Source organism: Caballeronia sordidicola, assembly GCF_002220365.1.
Taxonomy (GTDB): Bacteria; Pseudomonadota; Gammaproteobacteria; order Burkholderiales; family Burkholderiaceae; genus Caballeronia; species Caballeronia sordidicola_C.
Map to the genome: position 1 here is coordinate 1 of NZ_MTHB01000011.1, position 18,314 is coordinate 18,314.

The following is an 18,314-nucleotide window of genomic DNA, read 5'->3' on the forward strand; positions in this document are numbered from 1 at the left end:
GAGCGACCCGAACTCATATGGGTTTAGGAGTCATCGCTCGACAGCCGATGCCCAGTCTCAGTTATTCAAATCCTTGCATGACAAGGGCTCGGCTCCTTGGGTGCTGGAAGCGGATATCAAGGGATGCTTTGACCATATCAACCATGACTGGTTGGAGTGCAATGTCCCGATGGACACAGCAATCCTCCGGAAGTGGCTGAAGGCTGGCCTGATTTATCAAGGTCAGCTACAGGCGACGGAGGCCGGTACGCCACAGGGAGGAATCATCTCCCCAACGCTTGCCAATGTAACGTTGAACGGGCTCGAACGAGGACTGATTTCGCATCTCGGTGCGAAATTTGGAATTGCGAAGGCCAAGAAGTTGAAAATTCATGTGGTGCGGTACGCGGACGACTTTGTCATTACTGGTGACTCGAAAGAGGTACTGGTCAGTGAAGTCCGACCTTGGGTAGAGGCATTCCTTGCGGTTCGAGGGTTGCAGTTATCTGAGGAGAAAACGCGGATCACTCACATCGATCACGGCTTCGATTTCTTGGGGTGGAATTTTCGGAAGTACTCGAAAAAGATGCTCATCAAGCCGAGTAAGAAGAACGCACAAGCGTTCTACTGCAAAGTGGGGGAAACGATCAGCGGAAACAAAGCGGTTCGGCAGGAGGATCTGATCCGCCTGCTAAATCCGATGCTACGGGGTTGGGCGCAGTACCACCATCCCGTAGTTGCTAAGCAGGCTTACAGCCGCATGGAGCATTTGATCTTTCAAAGGCTCTGGTGGTGGGCTAAGAGGCGACATCCGCAGAAAAGCGCCGACTGGGTCAGAAAGAAGTACTTTCACTCAGTTGGCGATCGCAGGTGGGTGTTTGCTGCTCCCGTAGTTACGAAAGATGGCAGCAAGGGTTTGCTTGAGCTGTACCAGATCAGCGGCACGGTCATTAAGCGACACGTGAAGATCAAAGGGGATTTTGATCCTTTTGATCCAACGTGGGAGCAGTACGGCGAGAAACTGCGGCAGGATCGCATGTGGGACTCGATGCGTTACCGTCGGCAGTGGGCGACGCTGTACATGTCACAGGGCGGCTCTTGTGCGCACTGTGGCACGGCTCTAACGGATGAAACGGGTTGGCACGATCATCATCTGGAATATCGGATGCATGGTGGCAAAGACACGTTATCCAACCGAGCTTTGCTCCATCCGCACTGCCACCACCAGGTGCATGCTGGTAAAATTGTTGTGACGAAGCCGGTTCTGTCTTGAACGGAGCTTTGAATGTAGGCTTGAGCTGTATGCGGGGAAACTCGCACGTACAGTTCTTAGGGGGCCCATCATCCATAAGGATGGTGGGCTACCCTACCGAGGGCGCGTTGCCCGCGCTCATCGGCGTCAATCAAGCGTGCGGCGGGATTGCGAAGGGTGTTGGCGGATTACTAATGGTCCATTCAAGCGGCGCTCGGGCACCATCCGCGCGAGTTTTGCGTGCCGCCCTGGCGCAGGTTTGAAGCAAGTCCAGACGCTTCAGCTACCCGTCTCATATAGTGCCGTTCCGGGCAACCACAAGGCGGCCGTGCCTGAGTTCCGCGTCCGCGCGCACGGCCAGACGCGTTTCCACATTACCTCGTCCCGATGTCCAATCCGTCTGTTACGTCCACACGTTTGAGCGCGCCCGAGTTGCGTGCGACCGTGTCGCTTGCCGCTATCTTTGCGCTGCGCATGCTCGGTCTTTTCATGATCATGCCGGTGTTTTCCATCTACGCGAAAACCATCCCGGGCGGCGACAACGTGCTGCTGGTCGGCATCGCGTTCGGCGCTTATGGGGTCACGCAGTCGCTGTTGTACATCTTTTATGGCTGGGTCTCGGACAAGCTCGGGCGCAAGCCGGTGATCGCGTTCGGGCTGATCGTGTTCGCCATCGGCAGCTTCGTGGCGGCGGTCGGCCATTCCATGACGTGGATCATTGTCGGCCGCGTGATCCAGGGCATGGGAGCCGTATCGTCGGCGGTGATTGCGTTTATCGCGGATCTGACCTCTGAGGAAAACCGCACGAAAGCCATGGCCATGGTGGGCGCGAGCATTGGTGTCTCGTTCGCGGTGGCCATTGTTGGCGCGCCGATTGTGTTCGAGTGGGTCGGCATGAGCGGACTGTTTACGCTGATCGGCTTTTTATCGATACTCGCGGTCGGCGTCGTGATCTGGGTCGTCCCGGACGCACCCAAACCGCCCGTGCACGTGAAAGCGCCGTTCGCCGAAGTACTGCACAACGTGGAATTGCTGCGCTTGAACTTCGGTGTGCTCGTTTTGCACGCCACGCAAACCGCGCTTTTTCTCGTTGTGCCGCGCATTCTGGAGGCGGGAGGTTTGCCGGTCGCAGCCCATTGGAAAGTCTATTTGCCCGTGATGGGCCTGGCGTTCGTCATGATGGTGCCGGCCATTATCGCCGCGGAAAAACGCGGAAAAATGAAGGCCGTGATGGTCAGCGCCATAGGTCTTATCCTGATTGGCCAGTTGTTACTCGGCGCCGCTCCGCATACCCTGTGGTCAGTGGCCGCAGTTTTGTTCGTGTACTTCCTGGGCTTCAATGTGCTGGAAGCGTCGCAGCCGTCGCTCGTCTCCAAACTCGCGCCTGGCACGAGGAAGGGCGCGGCGGCGGGCGTCTACAACACAACGCAGTCGATCGGCCTCGCCATTGGCGGGGTGATCGGTGGCTGGCTGCTGAAAGTAGACGGGCAGAGCGCTGTATTTTTCGCGTGCTCGGGGTTGGTTTTTGCATGGCTGATCGTGGCGGCGAACATGAAACCGCCGCCGCAGAAAATCCGGCGCACGGCTTAAGCAGCTGTCGTTTTTTGTCGGGCGTATTTTGCCGTGTCGGCAAAATTTTGCCGCAGCGTGGTGCATGAGGTTTGCGGATTTTGCAGGTCTTGCTGAACAGGTCGACTGCCACCGCGTGTCGCGTTGCGAGCGCACCGCATCAGGTCAAATTGAATTGAATTGAATCAACTGGAGAAATCATGGCATCCGTCAATAAAGTCATTCTCGTCGGCAATCTGGGAGCCGATCCGGAAACCCGCTATCTGCCGAGCGGCGACGCCGTGGCCAACATCCGCCTTGCCACCACCGATCGCTTCAAGGACAAGACGTCCGGCGAGATGAAGGAGCTGACGGAATGGCATCGCGTGTCGTTTTTCGGCCGGCTTGCCGAGATCGTGAACGAATATCTGAAGAAGGGCTCGTCGGTTTATATCGAGGGCCGGATCCGTACGCGTAAGTACACCGATCAAGCCGGCGTGGAAAAGTATGCGACCGAGATTGTCGCGGAACAAATGCAGATGCTGGGTGGACGCAGCGGTGCAGGCGGCGGTGGTGGCGGTGATGAAGGCTACAGCCGCGCGCCGGCTGAGCGTAGCAGCGGTGGTGGTGCGAGCCGCGGCGGTGCCGCGGCCGGGCGTCCTGCGGGCGGTGGGAATGCAGGAGGCGCAAGCCGTCCGAGCGCGCCGGCGGGCGGTGGTTTCGACGAAATGGACGACGATATTCCGTTCTGATCGGCGTACCCAGCGGTTTTGTTGCGTTTGACTAAAAAGCCCGCCTCGTGCGGGCTTTTTGCTTTGCGCGCGCGTCGAGGTGACGATGAACCGGTCGCTGGCATTCGCCGCACCGTGTCGGGCAGCGGTGCCTTTCGAGCGGTGGCATCGGGAAAGATGCGCGTTGCGATCGCGCCACGTGTCGGCAGCCCAGCACGCAATCGCCGAAAAGAGAAAGACGGAGAAAAAATGTCCGATATGAAACGCAGGACCTCCATGCGTCCATTTCGACTGCTCCAGCACACGATCTTCCGGTGAAAGCGGCCTCTGGTCTATTCATCACCAAAATAAAAGGCGCGTGGACAAGCGACCGTGCCATCCGGTGACAAATCTCAACAAAGCCCAATTTTCGTCCACCGCTCTGTTGACCGGTGCATATTGCCGTCCTCCGTGCGATTGTCGGATTGCTAACTAGCAACGGTTTAGAGCTTCGTTTCTAAACAGAGAGGATTAGGACAATTCGTATAGAACAGTCGGCTATTTGAAATCTACTCTGGCCTACGTTGAACCATGTGGTGCAGCATGCCGGCCACAAGCGCCCATGGCAAGCAACAGTCAGACAAACGAGCGCGCCCACCCGCGCCGCAATTAGACAAGTCTTGGAAGTGACGCGCTGTGTAGCAGGAACATTGAGAGTGTTCCTATATAGAGCGGCTTATCCCCGTGTTCTTATGTGCAACGGCGCATTACCAATGGTCGTTGCCAGTTGGCGCGGATTCAACCCGAAGTGCATACAAGAAAACTGAGAGGCAGCATTGAAACTGCGAATCGTTCTGGCAGACGATCATCCGTTCGTTTTACTCGGCATTCGAGCGACGTTCAGCATGGATGAAAATCTGGAAGTCGTGGCCGAGGCTGCAAGCGCTGCAGAGTTGCTGAGGCTGCTGGCATACACCCCATGCGACGTGCTGGTGACCGACTTCGCGATGCCCGAGCAAGGCCTGCAGGCGGAAGACGGCCTGCGGCTCATCAAGCGCTTGCGGCGAGACTGGCCGGCCATCAGCATTGTCGTGCTGACCAGCATGAGCAACGTCGCCATCCTCCGGTCAATCCTGGCCGCTGGCGCAATGAGCTTGCTCAACAAGGTCGAGTTCATGGACGAGCTTGCCACAGCGGTCAAGTTTGCAGGCGTTGGACGCCGCTACCTGAGCACGTCGATCGTCTCGGCGCTGGCGGTGGCCGGAGCAGAAGCCGACGCACTCGGGGAGGGCCCGCGTCTTTCGCCGCGGGAGATCGAAGTCGTCCGGATGTTCGCGAGCGGTTTGTCGATCACCGAGATTGCACGTTTCATGAAACGCGATGTCCGCACGATCAGCCGTCAGAAGCGCGACGCCATGGGCAAGCTCGGGGTCCAGAACGATCCGGGATTATTCGCCTTTGCACGCGCGCACGGAATGACGTGATGCTGCAGATTGCGAAAGGCTTTCGGAGGCATCTTATGTTGATGACGGCGCAGATCAACGATCCTTCAGCGGGCCGTGCGAGCACCGGCAAATTGAAACCCGCCGCGAGCGGACGCATCACCTGGGCGAATTTCAGGTTAGAAGAGGTTAGTAAATGATTGCGTTCACTCAACGAATCAAATTGGCGGTAGCGGACGATCATCCATTAGTTGTTCTTGCCATCGAGCGGCTGATCGCTAATGTGCAAAACATTGAAATTGTGTGTCGCGCGCAAGATTCAACCGGGCTGGTGGAAGCACTCGAGAAGCGGGAATGCGACGTCGTCATCATGGATTTTTACATGCCGGGCGGCGAGCATGGCGATGGTATCGATTTGATCAAATATATCGTCGAACATCATCCGAAAGCGGCAATCGTCGTTTTATCCATGACAACGGATGCGGACCTGATCGCGCGCGCGCTCGATGCGGGCGCCAACGCGGTGGTCAGCAAGCAGGACCGGCTCGAGCTTATCTACGTGGCGATCGTGACGGTGCTTGCGCACGAGGATTATCTTGGACCGTCGGTGCGCGCACTGCTCGCGGACGCGAGTTCGGCAAACCAGGTGGATCTCATTCGACAGAAACTCACGCGCCGTGAACTTGACGTCATTGCCCGCTATGCGCGCGGTGGCAACGTCACTGAAATCGCGCGCGAACTCGGCCGCAGCGTCAAGACGATCAGCGCGCAAAAATGCGCTGCCATGCGCAAGCTCGATTTATCGACGGATGCCGAGCTTTACCGATTTGCATTCGACAGTGGTCTGGTCCAGGCACAACGGCTAGGGGTTTAGCCAACGGCGTTAAAAGCCGTCGCAATACAAGTACGACTTGTATACATCAGGTCCCGGAGACACGTGGGCCATCACGTACCAGGCGTATAAAACAAAAATGGATTCGAAAATCCGGATTATCGTGGCAGACGATCATGCGGTCGTGCGAGAGGGGATCCGCATCTGGCTTGAGCGGGACCCGCGAGTAAAGGTAGTGGCTACGGCTGTAGATACCGAATCACTCGCAGACCGGATAGACAGCTTTCCGTGCGAGGTCGTGATATCCGACATTGGCATGCGGGGCATCAACGGCGAAAACAACGCCATCGCGTTTCTACGACGTTTCCTGAGGCAAGCACAGCGGCCGCGCGTGATCGTTGTGACCATGATCGCGCAGCCTCAAATGCTGACCGGCTTGCTGGAACTGGGCGTAGACGGCCTCGTCGACAAACGCGATTGCATGGAAGCGCTGAACCAGGCGGTTATCGAGGTTGTCGATGGCGGACGTTTCGTCTCCAAGCACGCGGGGGCGCTGTTGGGCAACGAACTCGTCAACGTTGCCGGTCGCGCCGGGGTACTGAGCGCCCGCGAATGGGAGGTTTTCCAGTTGTACGCGAGTGGCTTGTCGCTGATCAGCATTGCGAAACGTCTGGAGCGCAGCGTCAAAACCGTTGGTACGCAGAGGCGCAGCGCAATGCGTAAGCTTGGGCTGAAAAGCGAGACTGAACTGATCGACTACTTGAGACAAATCGGTCTCGTGTAACGTAAAAAGCCGCGTCGAAACCATGTCGAAATTCCCTTTCCAATCGACACCACCAGAATCGCATGGGCAACGAACAGACAACATTGTTTCTCAGAAATGTTTAGGAATGGTCTGATTAAACCGGTGCGCCTTTCGCTCCAGACTTGAACGCTTTACTTCGCCAACGCGCGTGATCCCGCCAATCTTTTTTGTGCGGTCGGGCGTGCGTTGGCCGAGAGCGAATTTCAGACGGGGTGACGGCATGTTCAAGAAACTGATAGGCGAGTGCGCGGGAAGCTTTTCGCTTATTTTCTTCGGCTGCGGCAGCACCGCGCTAGCGAGTGGTTATTTTCGCTCCGATATCGGGCTCGTCTGCCAAGCCCTGGCCTTCGGCCTTGCGGCAACCACGCTTGTCTACGTTCTGCGTCCCGTTTGCGCCGCTCATTTCAATCCCGCGGTTACCGTTGGATTCGCCATTGCCAACCGTTTTCCCGTGCGGGACCTGGTCCCGACTATCACCGCTCAGATTGGGGGCGCGACTGCCGGCGGGTGGTTCTTATATGTCGTTGCGAGCGGGCGCCCAGGTGTCTCGCCCGATCTCATCGCGTTCGGCGCGAATGGTTACGGGGCTCATTCGCCCGCCGGGTATCAGTTGCACGCCGCGCTGATCGTCGAGGCGCTGATGACCTTCGTGTTTGTCCTCGTGACGCTCTCGGTCGCGTCCGGCAGGCAAGCGCGTTTCAACGGCTCCGTGCTGATCGGGCTGTCGCTGACGTTGTGTTCCCTGCTCGCCATTCCGGTGACAAACGGGTCTTTGAACCCCGCTCGTTCCACCGGCGTCGCGCTCGTGGTGGGCGGCTGGGCGCTAGATCAGCTCTGGCTGTTTTGGGCGGCGCCGCTTGCGGGCGGTGTGCTGGCAGGCCTCGTCCATCCCATGCTCCAGCGCAGCGCAACGAGTAAGAGCGAGCCGCTGACGCACGTCGGCCGTATCGACGGCGTGCTCGACAAGCAACTGTCGTAACGGGCGCGAACATCATGTCGTCCTCCTCCATCCTTCGTCTGGTTCGCCTGATGACGCTGTTTGTGCTCGTGTGGGCCGCATCGAGCGTTTCAGCCGATCCTTTGCGTGTTGAACGCGCGAACCAAACTACGCAAGACTATCCGACAGTGACCCCCGACGCAGCCGAGGTTCGCCGCTCAGAACCCCGGTCAGGAAGCACCGGTACGGAACAATCGCAGACGCTGAGCTTAAGTGCTGGCGAACGTGCCTATTTGCACTCGCTGCCGCCTCTTACGCTGGGTGTTGATGCCGGTTGGGCGCCGTTCACCTATGTGGATTCCAGTGGCGAGCCGAAAGGTATCGCGATGGCATACGCAACCTATTTGTCGAAGGCGCTAGATATCGATCTCGAGCGGCGTGTGTATCCGGGCTGGGCCGATGTGTCGAAAGCCTTTGCTCGCGGGCAGATCGACATGGTGGCGACTACCGAGCGCGAGACGCCGCGTCTTGCCGGCGGAATCTCGACCAAATCGCTGGCGGACTATCCGCTCGTCATAGTCGGGCGGTCGGACGAACCGGTGATGAAAAGTATTCAGGACGCGTCATCGCGGCGGATCGTCGTGACGGCGCGTCTGGCGGCTAGCGGGCGGCTTGGCAATTTGCCGTCGGGCGCCGTGCTTACCATCGCGCCCAACCTGAGTGCCGCACTCGACCGAGTGGCCCGGGGCGAGGTGGATCTGTTCGTCGGCGATCTCGTTGCTGTCGATATCGCGCTGGCCGCGCGTGACGACGAGCTGGAGATCATCGGGCCGGCCGGCAACTTCGAGCATATGAGCTTCGCGCTGCGTCCGGAATTCAGCCGGCTCGCGCCACTGATCGACCGTGCGTTGAGCGCTATGCCCTACGCCGACAAACAACGCATCCTCGCCGTCCGCCAGGCAGCGCTCGACCCGCTGTCAAGCGGCTGGAGTGTCAGCGCCATGCGGCTACTGCCGGCGCTGATCGCAATTGGCGTGGTGCTGGCGGTCACGTTGCGCGCGTTCGTTGTCCTCCAGCGTGAAATGGCAAGGCGCGTGGAAACGGAGCAGCGTCTCGCTACGCAACTCAGTTTTCAGCAGACCATGATGGAAGTCGTGCCGTATCCGCTGGTCGCGAAGGATCGGGAGAATCGTTATATAGCGGTGAACCGTGCGTTCGAAAAGACGCTCGGGCTGAAGCGCGAGGACATCATCGGACGCACGACGCTCGAGGTTCAATCGTGGGGCTCCCATAACAGCCAGCGCCTGCATGATCTCGTGGGCATGAGTATCGCGAGCGGGCGGCGCGAGGAGGTCGAAATCGCCTTTCACGATTGCGACGGCGTGCCTCGTCATGGGCTCTTCTGGACCGGCGAATTCGCGGCGGCGAATGGGGCAATGGCGGGTGTCGTCGGCACGATGATCGACATCACGGACATCCGCGACGCTGAAATGCGCGCGCGCGAAAACGAACGCCGCCTGCACGACGTCACACGCTCGCTGCCGGCTGTTGTATTTCAGTTGCGGCGCGCGAAAGATGGGTCGTACAGCTTCCCGTACGTCGGCGGCGATACGCGTCATTTATTTGGGACCGATCTCGCCGATCCCGCCGATCTCGCCGCGCTCGGCAACGACCAGATGGCGGGTCTATCGCTGATTCACGCTGACGACAAGCGCGGTGTGCGCGAGGCGATCGAGCGTTCGGCGCTTACGCTCGAGCCGGTTCACACGGAGTTTCGCTCGATCGTCGACGAAGGCCGTCGCTGGATTCGCGCGGATCTCGTGGCGCACCGCGAGGCGGACGGCGCGGTTGTCTGGAATGGCTATTGGGTCGACGCCAGTGTTGAGCGCGCGCGGGCCGACGAACTCGCCGCGGCGCGCGATGCTGCGGAAGCCGCCTCGCGCACCAAGGATGATTTCCTCGCAATGATGAGCCACGAAATCCGTACGCCCATGAACGGCGTGCTCGGACTGGTGGAAGTATTCGAGAACACGCCGCTCAATCCCGATCAATCGCAGATGCTCGGCATGATCCAGGACTCGGCGAGTGCATTGCTGCAGATTCTCGACGATCTGCTCGACTATTCGAAGATCGAGGCGGGGCGTCTCACCATTGAATCCATGCCGATTGACCTGCGCGAACTGGTCGATAACGCCATTGGTTTGCTCGCGGGACGCGCGCACGAAAAAGGATTGCGCGTGCGGGTGGACGTATCGCCGGATATCGCCGCGAGTTTGCGCGGCGACAGCGTTCGGCTGAGGCAAGTGCTTTTCAATCTGATCAGTAATGCCATCAAGTTCACGATGAAAGGCGAGATCGCGCTCACGGTAAATCTAGTCGACAGCGCGCGCGGTGTGCAGACCGTCGAGCTGAGCGTGCAAGACACAGGAATCGGGATTGCGGCGGACGCGCAGGCGAGTCTGTTCGAGCCGTTCGTGCAGGCGGAATCGTCCACTACGCGCCGCTTCGGCGGCACGGGCCTCGGGTTGACGATCTGTCACAAGCTGGTCGAACTGATGGGAGGAACGCTTGAGCTGCAAAGTCAGGTGGGCGTTGGCACGCGAATGATCGTGCGGCTCGACATGCCGGTCGAAACGACGAACTATCAGATCGATGGCTTGCGGGGCAAGAGCGGAATTATCGCTATCGACGATCAGCGTGTGGCGCGTGCGCTGGTTGACTATGGTCAGGCGCTCGGCCTGAAGCTGGCAATCCGGTCCAGCGACGACGCCACGCTGCGTGATCCGCAGACCTTCGATGGCATCGACCTCGTGTTTCTCAGCGACACTCATCCGGAAGCGCTGCCGCTGAAGACCCGCGTGATTCACGTCACGGAGAAACCGAAACCCACGGGTTATCGCATCCTGGACAACGACATTCGCGTGAGCGTCAATCCAATCTCCTGGCGCGGCTTGGGCGCTGCATGCGTGGCCGCGTTGACGGGCTTGCCGCAGCTTGTCTCGCGTGCGACGCGCGGTATTGATACGAATAACGAGCCGCCCGATCGTGAGCGCGCTATTCGCATGGGGCGGCTTGTGCTCGTCGCAGAAGATCATCCCGTGAATCAGGAGCTGATTCGTCATCAGCTGGCGCTGCTGGGCTTCGCGTGCGACGTGGTGCAGGACGGCGTGGAAGCGCTCGCGGCACTGAAGCAGACGCACTACGGCTTTCTCATTACGGACTGTCACATGCCGAACATGACCGGGTATGAACTGGCGCGGCGCGTGCGGGCGAGCGAGCTGGGGTTGTCGAAGCGATTGCCGATCCTGGGCATTACCGCGAGCACTGCGCCCGAGGAGTTGTCCATGTGCCGCGAAGCCGGCATGGATGACTGCTTCGTCAAGCCCACGCGGCTCGTTACTTTGCGCGACCATTTGAATCGATGGCGTGTGATGGACAGCGCATCAGCGGCGCCGGAACCGGTTGTTGTCGAGGAACAGGACGTAGAGACCTTCGACGCAGAAACCGATAAGATCGATCTGGGCTACATGACGCAACTCTGGGGCAGCGAGACTACGGTCAAGGCGTTGCTCGACGCGTTCGTGTCGTCGTTCCGCGATGATCTCGACGCGCTGAGAGCCCTGCTCGATGGCGGTAGCGTGACGCAGTTGCGCGAGTGGCATCATCGGGTGATCGGAGCGGCTAGCGTGTTGCAGTATCGGCCGTTGCAAATTGCACTCGATAGCTTCCGACGCGACCTCGTCGATAAGCCTGACGCCCTTCGACGCGAAGATGGCGCGGTACTGATCGCACGCTGCGCGGTTCTGCTTGAGCGTATTGAAGCGCAATGCTTGGAGATGGCGTGATGTTTGCGGGGCGGGGCGAGGCGAGGGGCTGTTCATGCAATGCCATTCGTCTTGCGGTCGCTAAACGCATGACTATCCAACGCTGACGTTTCGACCGGTTCTGCAAACAACACGTCACACCGGCGCTTTCAAGTCCGTTAAAACAACGCGTTTATCGCCGAGTCTTTCCTGAAATGCGCGAGCGCGAAATCAACGAATGAACGTGTTTTTGCGGACACGTGACGGCGTCCTGGATACACAAGCGACACTTCCTTGTCCGCGTTACTCACCGCGTAGTCAGTGAGCAAACGTACGAGCACACCCTGTTCAAAATCATCCGCGACATGGCTTTCCGGCAGGGCTGTGATACCCATTCCGGACAGGGCGGCTTGTCGAAGCATTTGCGAATTGTTGACCGTGTAATCCGGATCGATGACGATATCTTCGTCCTCGCCGTTTGCGCCCGTGAACGACCACGTGGATCCGTGTATGTCCGCTGATGGTGACAGGAACGCGTGGGCAGCTAGATCAGCGGGCCGCAGCGGGACGCCGTGTTTCGCGAGGTAGCCCGGTGCGCCCACGATGACCGGTGTCACCTTGAACAAGGGCCGATTAATCAACGTGCCACTGTTCACCATGCGCGGCACCACAATACCGACATCGAAACCCTCATCCACCAGATCCACTGGTCGATGCAGCAGCGTGAGACGCAACTTCACGTCAGGAAACGCCTCGCGGTACTCACATAGCAGCGGCGTGAGTCCGAACAGTGAGAACGAAGCCGATGCCACGAGCTTCAGCGTACCGGAGGGATCGAACGAAGTTTGCGACACCGTCGACTCAATCGCCTCGACCTGTTCTATGACCGCCCGGCAGCCGTCAGCGTACGACGCACCGGCTTCGGTGAGCGACACGCTTCGCGTCGTGCGATTGAGCAGTCGCGTATTGAGGTGCGCCTCGAGCAACGCGACGTAACGCGTGATGACAGCGTTCGATAAATCGAGCGCGGCCGCAGCCCGGCCGAACGACCCGGTTTCCGCGACCTTCACGAAGACGCGCATGGCTTGAAGATGATTCATGACCAACCGATGAACAAATAGTCGCCCCGTGTATGTCACGCCTCGGGGCCGAAAGAGACACGAGTAGAGCCGTCTTTCTAAAAACTTCTACTCGCGTGCGCGATGCTAATGCGGTGGGGCTGTCGGTGAAATAGGAATTGGACGAAAGTCGACCAAAACGCGCTTGTGTCGTACGGTTGCTACTGTCGCAACTCTGCAACGCGTGCAACTAATTAGGCATCCGGATATTAATTCGAGATAGCTCGAATGCCTGATGGAACAAGCGTTTGAGCAAGATATCGCGCTACTTTTCGACTTATTCAAAAAGCCTTTTGTGTGCGCCTTGATGGTTCGGTTAAAAGCCAGCGCCCTAAACTTTGCTCAGCCGATTCACGGTGTCCGGTGAACGCCGGAGCGAGTCGCCTTGATGTCAAGCAAGAAGGCGTCGCGTTATGCAACCAGTCGAGTCGTCAGACTCATTAAAGGGATCACACATGAAAAAGACTCTGATCGTCGCGGCCGTTGCCGCTTCTTTTGCGACCGCCGCAAATGCGCAGAGCAGCGTTACGCTGTACGGCCTTATCGATGCTGGTTTCAGCTATGTGAACAATGAAGCTGCTCCGAACACTGCGAAGGGCAGCGCTGCAGCATTCCGCCTGTCGAGCGGCAACCTCAACGGCAGCCGTTGGGGCCTGAGGGGCACGGAAGACCTCGGCGGCGGCATGAAGGCAATCTTCACGTTGGAAAGCGGTTTCAGCATGGGTAACGGACAGGCGCTTCAAGGCCAGAACGGCAGCGCCAGCGGTACTGAATTCGGTCGCCAGGCGTTCGCAGGTATCTCGACTGCTCAGTTCGGCACGGTAACGTTGGGTCGTCAGTATGACTCAGTGGTCGACTATCTCGCGCCGTTGACGGCAAACGGTAGCTGGGGCGGTACGTACTTCTCGCATCCGTTCGACAACGACAACACGCAGAACTCGTTCCGCGTCAACAACTCGGTCAAGTACCAAAGCGCGAACTACTCCGGCCTCACGTTTGGTGGCCTGTATGGCTTCTCGAACCAGGCTGGCGGATTCGCCAACAACCGTGCTTACAGCGCGGGCGCACAATACGCAAACGGTCCGTTGAAGATTGCAGCAGCTTACCTGCAACTGCAAAATCCTGGCGCCAACAATGCTGGCGGTGCGGTGACGGACAACGGCGCCGCGGCGACCGTGTTGACGAAGCTGGTGGGCGCGTCGGTGGAGACGCAACGTACGTACGGTGCTGGCGCGAGCTACGCGGTTGGTCCGTTGACGGTTGGCGGTGCCTGGACGCAAAGCCGCTTCCAGTTCGTAGCGGGCGATTCCACCGCGCGCTTCAACAACTATGAAGTGAATGCACGTTATGCACTGACGCCGGCATTGGCACTTGGCGCCGCGTATACGTACACCGATGTGAAGGGTTACACCACGGGCCCGGACAACAACGGCCACGAGAAATTCCATCAGTTCGGTTTGCAGACGGACTATGCGTTGTCCAAGCGTACGGACATCTACGCGGAAGGCGTGGTTCAGCTTGCTAAGCAAGGTGCTGAAGCACAAGTGTATGGTACGAATGCCAACTCGGTTCATGGCAACCAAGTCGTGGTTACGACGGGTATTCGTCACCGCTTCTAAAGTGCTGAAAGTTTGATGTAGTAACGAAAAGGCGCCGCAAGGCGCCTTTCGCGTTTCCGGCCTGGTGTCGGCTACCCGGGTTCACGCGCAACGGCTTGACACGCAAAATGCACTACTATGGCGCGTCGATGAGCAGACGACTCGTCCACTCGTCAGTCACCCAGGAGAGTGCAAACATGTTCACGAGATTAAGTCTGCGTAACAGTGTGTTGGGTTTGAGCATGGTGTTGATGTCGTCTGTCGCGTCAATGGCGTCGAGCTCGACTTTCGCCGATACCGTCGCCTTGCAAGCGAACCTGCAACCGTCGAGTGAAGTGCCGCCGCGCGTGAGCAAGGGCCATGGGGTCCTGAAAGCCACCTTCGACACCACCACCAAGACACTGCAGTGGACCGTGACGTACGGCGACTTGTCAGGCCCCGCAACCATGGCCCATTTTCACGGCCCCGCGCCCGTGGGCCAGAACGCGAAGGTGCAGGTTGCTATCGACAAGAACGCGCTGCCCAGTCCGATCACCGGCCAGGCCACGCTGTCCGAGCAACAGTCCACCGACCTGATGGCCGGGCAGTACTACTTCAATATCCATACCGAGCAGAATCCGACGGGAGAGATTCGCGGGCAGGTGATGCCGGCGAACTGATGAGGCGTTTTGCTGGCAGGACACGCATTGCGGCCTTCTCTACACGCGACTTCGCGAACGATCGTACTATTGACGTTCATAGAAAAGAGGAGTCGCCATGAGTTGGCAAAGTGCGTTGGCCTGCTGGGTTTTACGTCGCCGGATGCGCCCCGAAACGGCTAAGCCGGGTATCGATGTTGAGCGAGCGCGTAGGTTGACGTCGAAGCGCGCGTGGTTGCCGAAAGTGCCGTCGGGCTGGCGTCTTGAAGAGCGATACGGCCATGACGCCGCGCCGCTCCGTGGCGAGTGGCTGTTGCACGGCCAGCCGTCTCATATCACGGTCCTGTACCTGCATGGCGGTGGTTATTATTTTTGCTCGCCCGCGACGCATCGCGGACTCGTCTTTCCCCTCGCGAGACGTTCAGGCGCGCGGACCTTTTCCCTCGACTACCGGCTTGCGCCCGAGCACCCGTTTCCCGCCGCGCTGGACGACGCATTGGCTGCTTATCGAAAGCTGTTGGCCGATGGCGTGCCGCCTGGGTCCATCGTGATAGCGGGCGATTCGGCCGGCGGCGGTCTTGCGCTCGCGACATTGCTGGCTTTACGCGATGCAGGTGATTCACTTCCCGCAGGCGCAGTGTTGTTTGCGCCGTGGACGGATCTGGCGGCGACCGGCGCGTCAATGACGACCAACGATGGCCTCGACCCCATGTTCTACGGCCGCGCATTCGCGCCGGCGGGCAAGCTTTACTCGGGCGACGCCGATGTGCGTAACCCTTATGTATCGCCACTGTATGGGCGGTTCGACGGTCTGCCGCCGCTCTTCATCCAGGTCGGCGATACCGAGGTGCTGCTCGACGATTCCACGCGCGTGGCGCAGAAAGCGCGTGCAGCAGGCGTGAGCGTGGAGCTTCAGATCTGGCCGAAGATGCCGCACGTCTTCCAGATATTCGCGCCGTTCGTGCCGGAGGCGAACCGCGCGCTGGAGCAGGCAGCCGGGTTTGTGCGCCGGGTCACGGCTGCGCAGGCCGTGGAAACATCGTAGGAAGCGGGCGGTTCACTTCCCGCTCGCTATATCGATGGTCTGAAAAGCGCGCTCGACCGCGAGTTGCCCGTATTCCCGCTCCAGCCGGCGCACGGTGAAATGTCCGTGCGCCATTTGCTGGAAATGATCGATGAAGACTGTGTTGACCATGGCCCCGAGCACCGCGCCGATCGCCGGGATCGACTTGGCGGCGACCTGTTCGCTGACCTGCACGGAGAACCGCGACGCGACCGTCTGCAAGAACTTCAGCAATGCGGTCGAGCCGTGTCCGCTCAGCCCCTTCGCCGCAAGCTCGCTCGTGGCCTTCGATACCGACTGCGCCAAAGTCCCGCGCACAATGAAATAGCCGATATCGGCGGCATCGTCGCTCGAACTTGGGCCGCCCATGCCAAGCACCATCATGCATTGCAACTGGGTGTCGATGAGATGCACGTCTTCGCCCTCGCTGCGCGCAATGTCGCAGATCGAACGAAACATCAGCGTGGTCGTGACGGGCAATTCCACCGGCAAAGCGAACAACCCAAACGCACCACCAGCCGCTCCAGTGGTCGCGACAGCCAGTTTGTGCATCAGGTTGTGTGGTTTTTCGGGTGGCAGCAGAACGCCGTCAATCGTCGTTTTACTGAGCGTGCGCAGCGCGAGTTGCAGACATTTCTTGAGCGCGGCCTGGGTCGCATCGTCGATTTTTTCCTGCGCGACATTCGGCATTCGCGCCATCAATTTTTCGATCGGCGAGCCAACCACGCTCGCCAGTTTCATCGTAAGCGACGGACTTTCCAGTGCTTCCTTGGCACGGCGCAAGGTCGCAAGATCTTCCTGCGAGAGGGGCGAAGCGGCGATTGGCGTCGGTTCCATGGCAATTTTAGAAAAGGGTTGAGAAGGCGTCTGGCCTTGGATGAGAGCCTATCACCGTGCTATGATTCACATTCTGTTGACAAGTCAATCATTGTGGTATCAAAAAATGGCCGTTCATACTGCCGAGCATCACTCCGCGGGACAAGTGCTCCCGTTTCGCGAATCGCTGATGGCGATGCTGGGCATCTGCTTCGTGACCATGCTGGTCGCGCTCGATCAAACCGTGGTCGGGACGGCATTGCCCACCATCGTCGCCGAACTCAGGGGCTTTGACCTGTACGCCTGGGTCGCCACCTCGTATTTGCTTACGTCCGTCATCACCGTGCCAATTTTCGGCCGGCTCGGCGACTATTACGGTCGCAAACCGTTCGTGATCGCGTCTATCGTCGTGTTCACCGTCGCATCCGCGCTTTGCGGTCTCGCCAACAACATGCTCTTCCTCGTGCTCGCGCGCGGACTTCAGGGCATTGGCGGCGGCATGCTGGTCGGGACCGCGTTTGCGTGCATTGCCGATCTGTTTCCTGACTCCGTCGTGCGTCTGCGCTGGCAGGTGATGATGAGTTCGGCCTTCGGTATTGCGAACGCGGTCGGCCCCTCGCTTGGCGGAATTCTGACGCAATACTACGGTTGGCGCTCCGTGTTCTACGTGAATCTGCCGGTCGGCCTGCTGTCGGTGTTTTTCGTCTGGCGCTTCCTTCCGCACCTTCGGCACGTCAAGCATGAGGGCAAGATGCGTCTGGACTGGCAAGGCGCGGGCCTGATCGCGATTGCGCTGGGTTCGCTGCAATTGTTCGTCGAAATGTTGCCGAAGCACGGTCTGTCGGCCGAGTCGTTGATGCTGCTGGTCGCGAGCCTTGCGTCCAGCTATGCGCTCTGGAAGTGGGAACGTAGCTGCGATTACGCCATTCTTCCCGTCGATATGTTCCGCAACAAGAGTCTGTCCGCGCTCTTTACGCTGGCGATTCTTGGCGGGTTCACGATGTTTTCGCTGCTGTTTTACGCGCCTCTGCTGTTCCAGGGCGGTTTTGGCATGTCGCCGAAAGACGCCGGCCTGATGATCACGCCGCTGGTGGTGTTCATTACGATCGGCAGTATCGTGAACGGCCGGATCGTGACACGTGTGAAGAATCCCAACGCAATGTTGTTCGTCGGTTTCGCGTTGCTGGCGGTGGCATGTCTCGGCGTGGTGATCGCCACGCGCTCAATGCCGCGTCCGCTGTTGATGATGTTCATGGTGCTGGGCGGAATGGGTTTGGGCTTTGTCATGCCGAACCTGACCGTGTTCGCGCAGTTGACCGCGGGACGCGAACATCTGGGGATTGCGACGGCGCTGCTGCAGTCGCTGCGCATGATTGGCGGGATGATTGGCACTGCATTGACCGGCACGCTGATCGGCCATCTGTATGCGAGCGGCGTGCAGCTCGCGCTCGACAAGGACAGTGCCACTCACTGGCTCGGCGACCTGAGCGATCCGCAGATCCTGATCAACCACGACGCGCAAACCACGCTGCTTTCGCAACTCGCGGCGGCGGGTCATAACGGCGCGATGCTGCTCGAATCGGCGCGCGAGTCGCTGGTTGCGGCCATTCACATTGGTTTGGCGGTGGCGGCGGTCGTAGCGGTGCTGGCTGTGTGGCAATCGCGTCGCGTACCAACGGTGCGTTTGAAGGGCGCGAAGATCGAACCGACGATAGTGGCCGAATGAGTTCGATAACAGCAAGCAAGCGCGTGAAGAGCACCACGGCCACGAAC

Annotated in this window: 15 protein-coding genes; 13 read left to right on the forward strand and 2 right to left on the reverse strand. The window is 59.2% G+C overall.

Annotated features, from left to right (window positions below; translation table 11 throughout):
- The 9 genes from BSU04_RS00490 to BSU04_RS00525 form a co-directional block, all read left to right on the forward strand.
- Positions 1-1,252: group II intron reverse transcriptase (locus tag BSU04_RS00490; protein WP_089158760.1), on the forward strand; the 1,252-nt coding region annotated here is incomplete at its 5' end.
- A gap of 366 nt (positions 1,253-1,618) precedes the next feature.
- Positions 1,619-2,821: an MFS transporter gene (locus tag BSU04_RS00495; RefSeq protein ID WP_089158761.1), complete on the forward strand. Its 1,203-nt coding sequence runs from the start codon at positions 1,619-1,621 to the stop codon at positions 2,819-2,821.
- A gap of 179 nt (positions 2,822-3,000) precedes the next feature.
- Complete coding sequence (locus BSU04_RS00500) at positions 3,001-3,531, forward strand: single-stranded DNA-binding protein (protein ID WP_089158762.1); 531 nt, start codon at positions 3,001-3,003, stop codon at positions 3,529-3,531.
- 794 nt (positions 3,532-4,325) lie between these two features.
- Entirely contained in the window at positions 4,326-4,973 is a 648-nt protein-coding gene (locus BSU04_RS00505) for a response regulator transcription factor (protein WP_089158763.1), read from the forward strand.
- Positions 4,973-5,131 carry a hypothetical protein gene (locus tag BSU04_RS46175; protein WP_179258152.1) on the forward strand — a complete coding sequence of 53 codons (159 nt, stop codon included), beginning with the start codon at positions 4,973-4,975 and terminating at the stop codon, positions 5,129-5,131. Before BSU04_RS00505 ends, BSU04_RS46175 begins: the two co-directional genes overlap by 1 nt.
- Positions 5,128-5,805, forward strand: coding sequence for a response regulator transcription factor (locus BSU04_RS00510; protein WP_089158764.1), 678 nt, complete (start codon positions 5,128-5,130; stop codon positions 5,803-5,805). Before BSU04_RS46175 ends, BSU04_RS00510 begins: the two co-directional genes overlap by 4 nt.
- 97 nt (positions 5,806-5,902) lie before the next feature.
- Entirely contained in the window at positions 5,903-6,547 is a 645-nt protein-coding gene (locus BSU04_RS00515; protein WP_089158765.1) for a response regulator transcription factor, read from the forward strand.
- Between the two features lie 241 nt (positions 6,548-6,788).
- Positions 6,789-7,547 carry an aquaporin gene (locus BSU04_RS00520; RefSeq protein ID WP_089158766.1) on the forward strand — a complete coding sequence of 253 codons (759 nt, stop codon included), beginning with the start codon at positions 6,789-6,791 and terminating at the stop codon, positions 7,545-7,547.
- Between the two features lie 14 nt (positions 7,548-7,561).
- Entirely contained in the window at positions 7,562-11,350 is a 3,789-nt protein-coding gene (locus tag BSU04_RS00525) for an ATP-binding protein (protein WP_089158767.1), read from the forward strand.
- Positions 11,351-11,487: 137 nt separating this feature from the next.
- Here BSU04_RS00525 and BSU04_RS00530 read toward each other — a convergent pair whose 3' ends face one another.
- Complete coding sequence (locus BSU04_RS00530; RefSeq protein WP_089158768.1) at positions 11,488-12,408, reverse strand: LysR family transcriptional regulator; 921 nt, start codon at positions 12,406-12,408, stop codon at positions 11,488-11,490.
- A 473-nt stretch (positions 12,409-12,881) separates the two neighbouring features.
- Between BSU04_RS00530 and BSU04_RS00535 the strand changes: the two genes are divergently transcribed.
- The 3 genes from BSU04_RS00535 (at position 12,882) to BSU04_RS00545 (ending at position 15,707) form a co-directional block, all read left to right on the forward strand.
- Positions 12,882-14,045 carry a porin gene (locus tag BSU04_RS00535; RefSeq protein ID WP_089158769.1) on the forward strand — a complete coding sequence of 388 codons (1,164 nt, stop codon included), beginning with the start codon at positions 12,882-12,884 and terminating at the stop codon, positions 14,043-14,045.
- Positions 14,046-14,266: 221 nt separating this feature from the next.
- Positions 14,267-14,683, forward strand: coding sequence for a CHRD domain-containing protein (locus BSU04_RS00540; RefSeq protein ID WP_179258156.1), 417 nt, complete (start codon positions 14,267-14,269; stop codon positions 14,681-14,683).
- 97 nt (positions 14,684-14,780) lie between these two features.
- Positions 14,781-15,707 carry an alpha/beta hydrolase gene (locus BSU04_RS00545; protein ID WP_089158771.1) on the forward strand — a complete coding sequence of 309 codons (927 nt, stop codon included), beginning with the start codon at positions 14,781-14,783 and terminating at the stop codon, positions 15,705-15,707.
- A gap of 12 nt (positions 15,708-15,719) precedes the next feature.
- On the opposite strand, the gene BSU04_RS00550 is transcribed toward BSU04_RS00545, so the two are convergent.
- On the reverse strand, positions 15,720-16,562 hold the full coding sequence (locus BSU04_RS00550) for an EcsC family protein (protein ID WP_089158772.1): 843 nt from the start codon (positions 16,560-16,562) through the stop codon (positions 15,720-15,722).
- A 106-nt stretch (positions 16,563-16,668) separates the two neighbouring features.
- Between BSU04_RS00550 and BSU04_RS00555 the strand changes: the two genes are divergently transcribed.
- A complete protein-coding gene (locus BSU04_RS00555) occupies positions 16,669-18,267 on the forward strand; it encodes an MDR family MFS transporter (RefSeq protein WP_089158840.1) in 1,599 nt (532 codons plus the stop codon).
- Positions 18,268-18,314 lie beyond the last annotated feature (47 nt).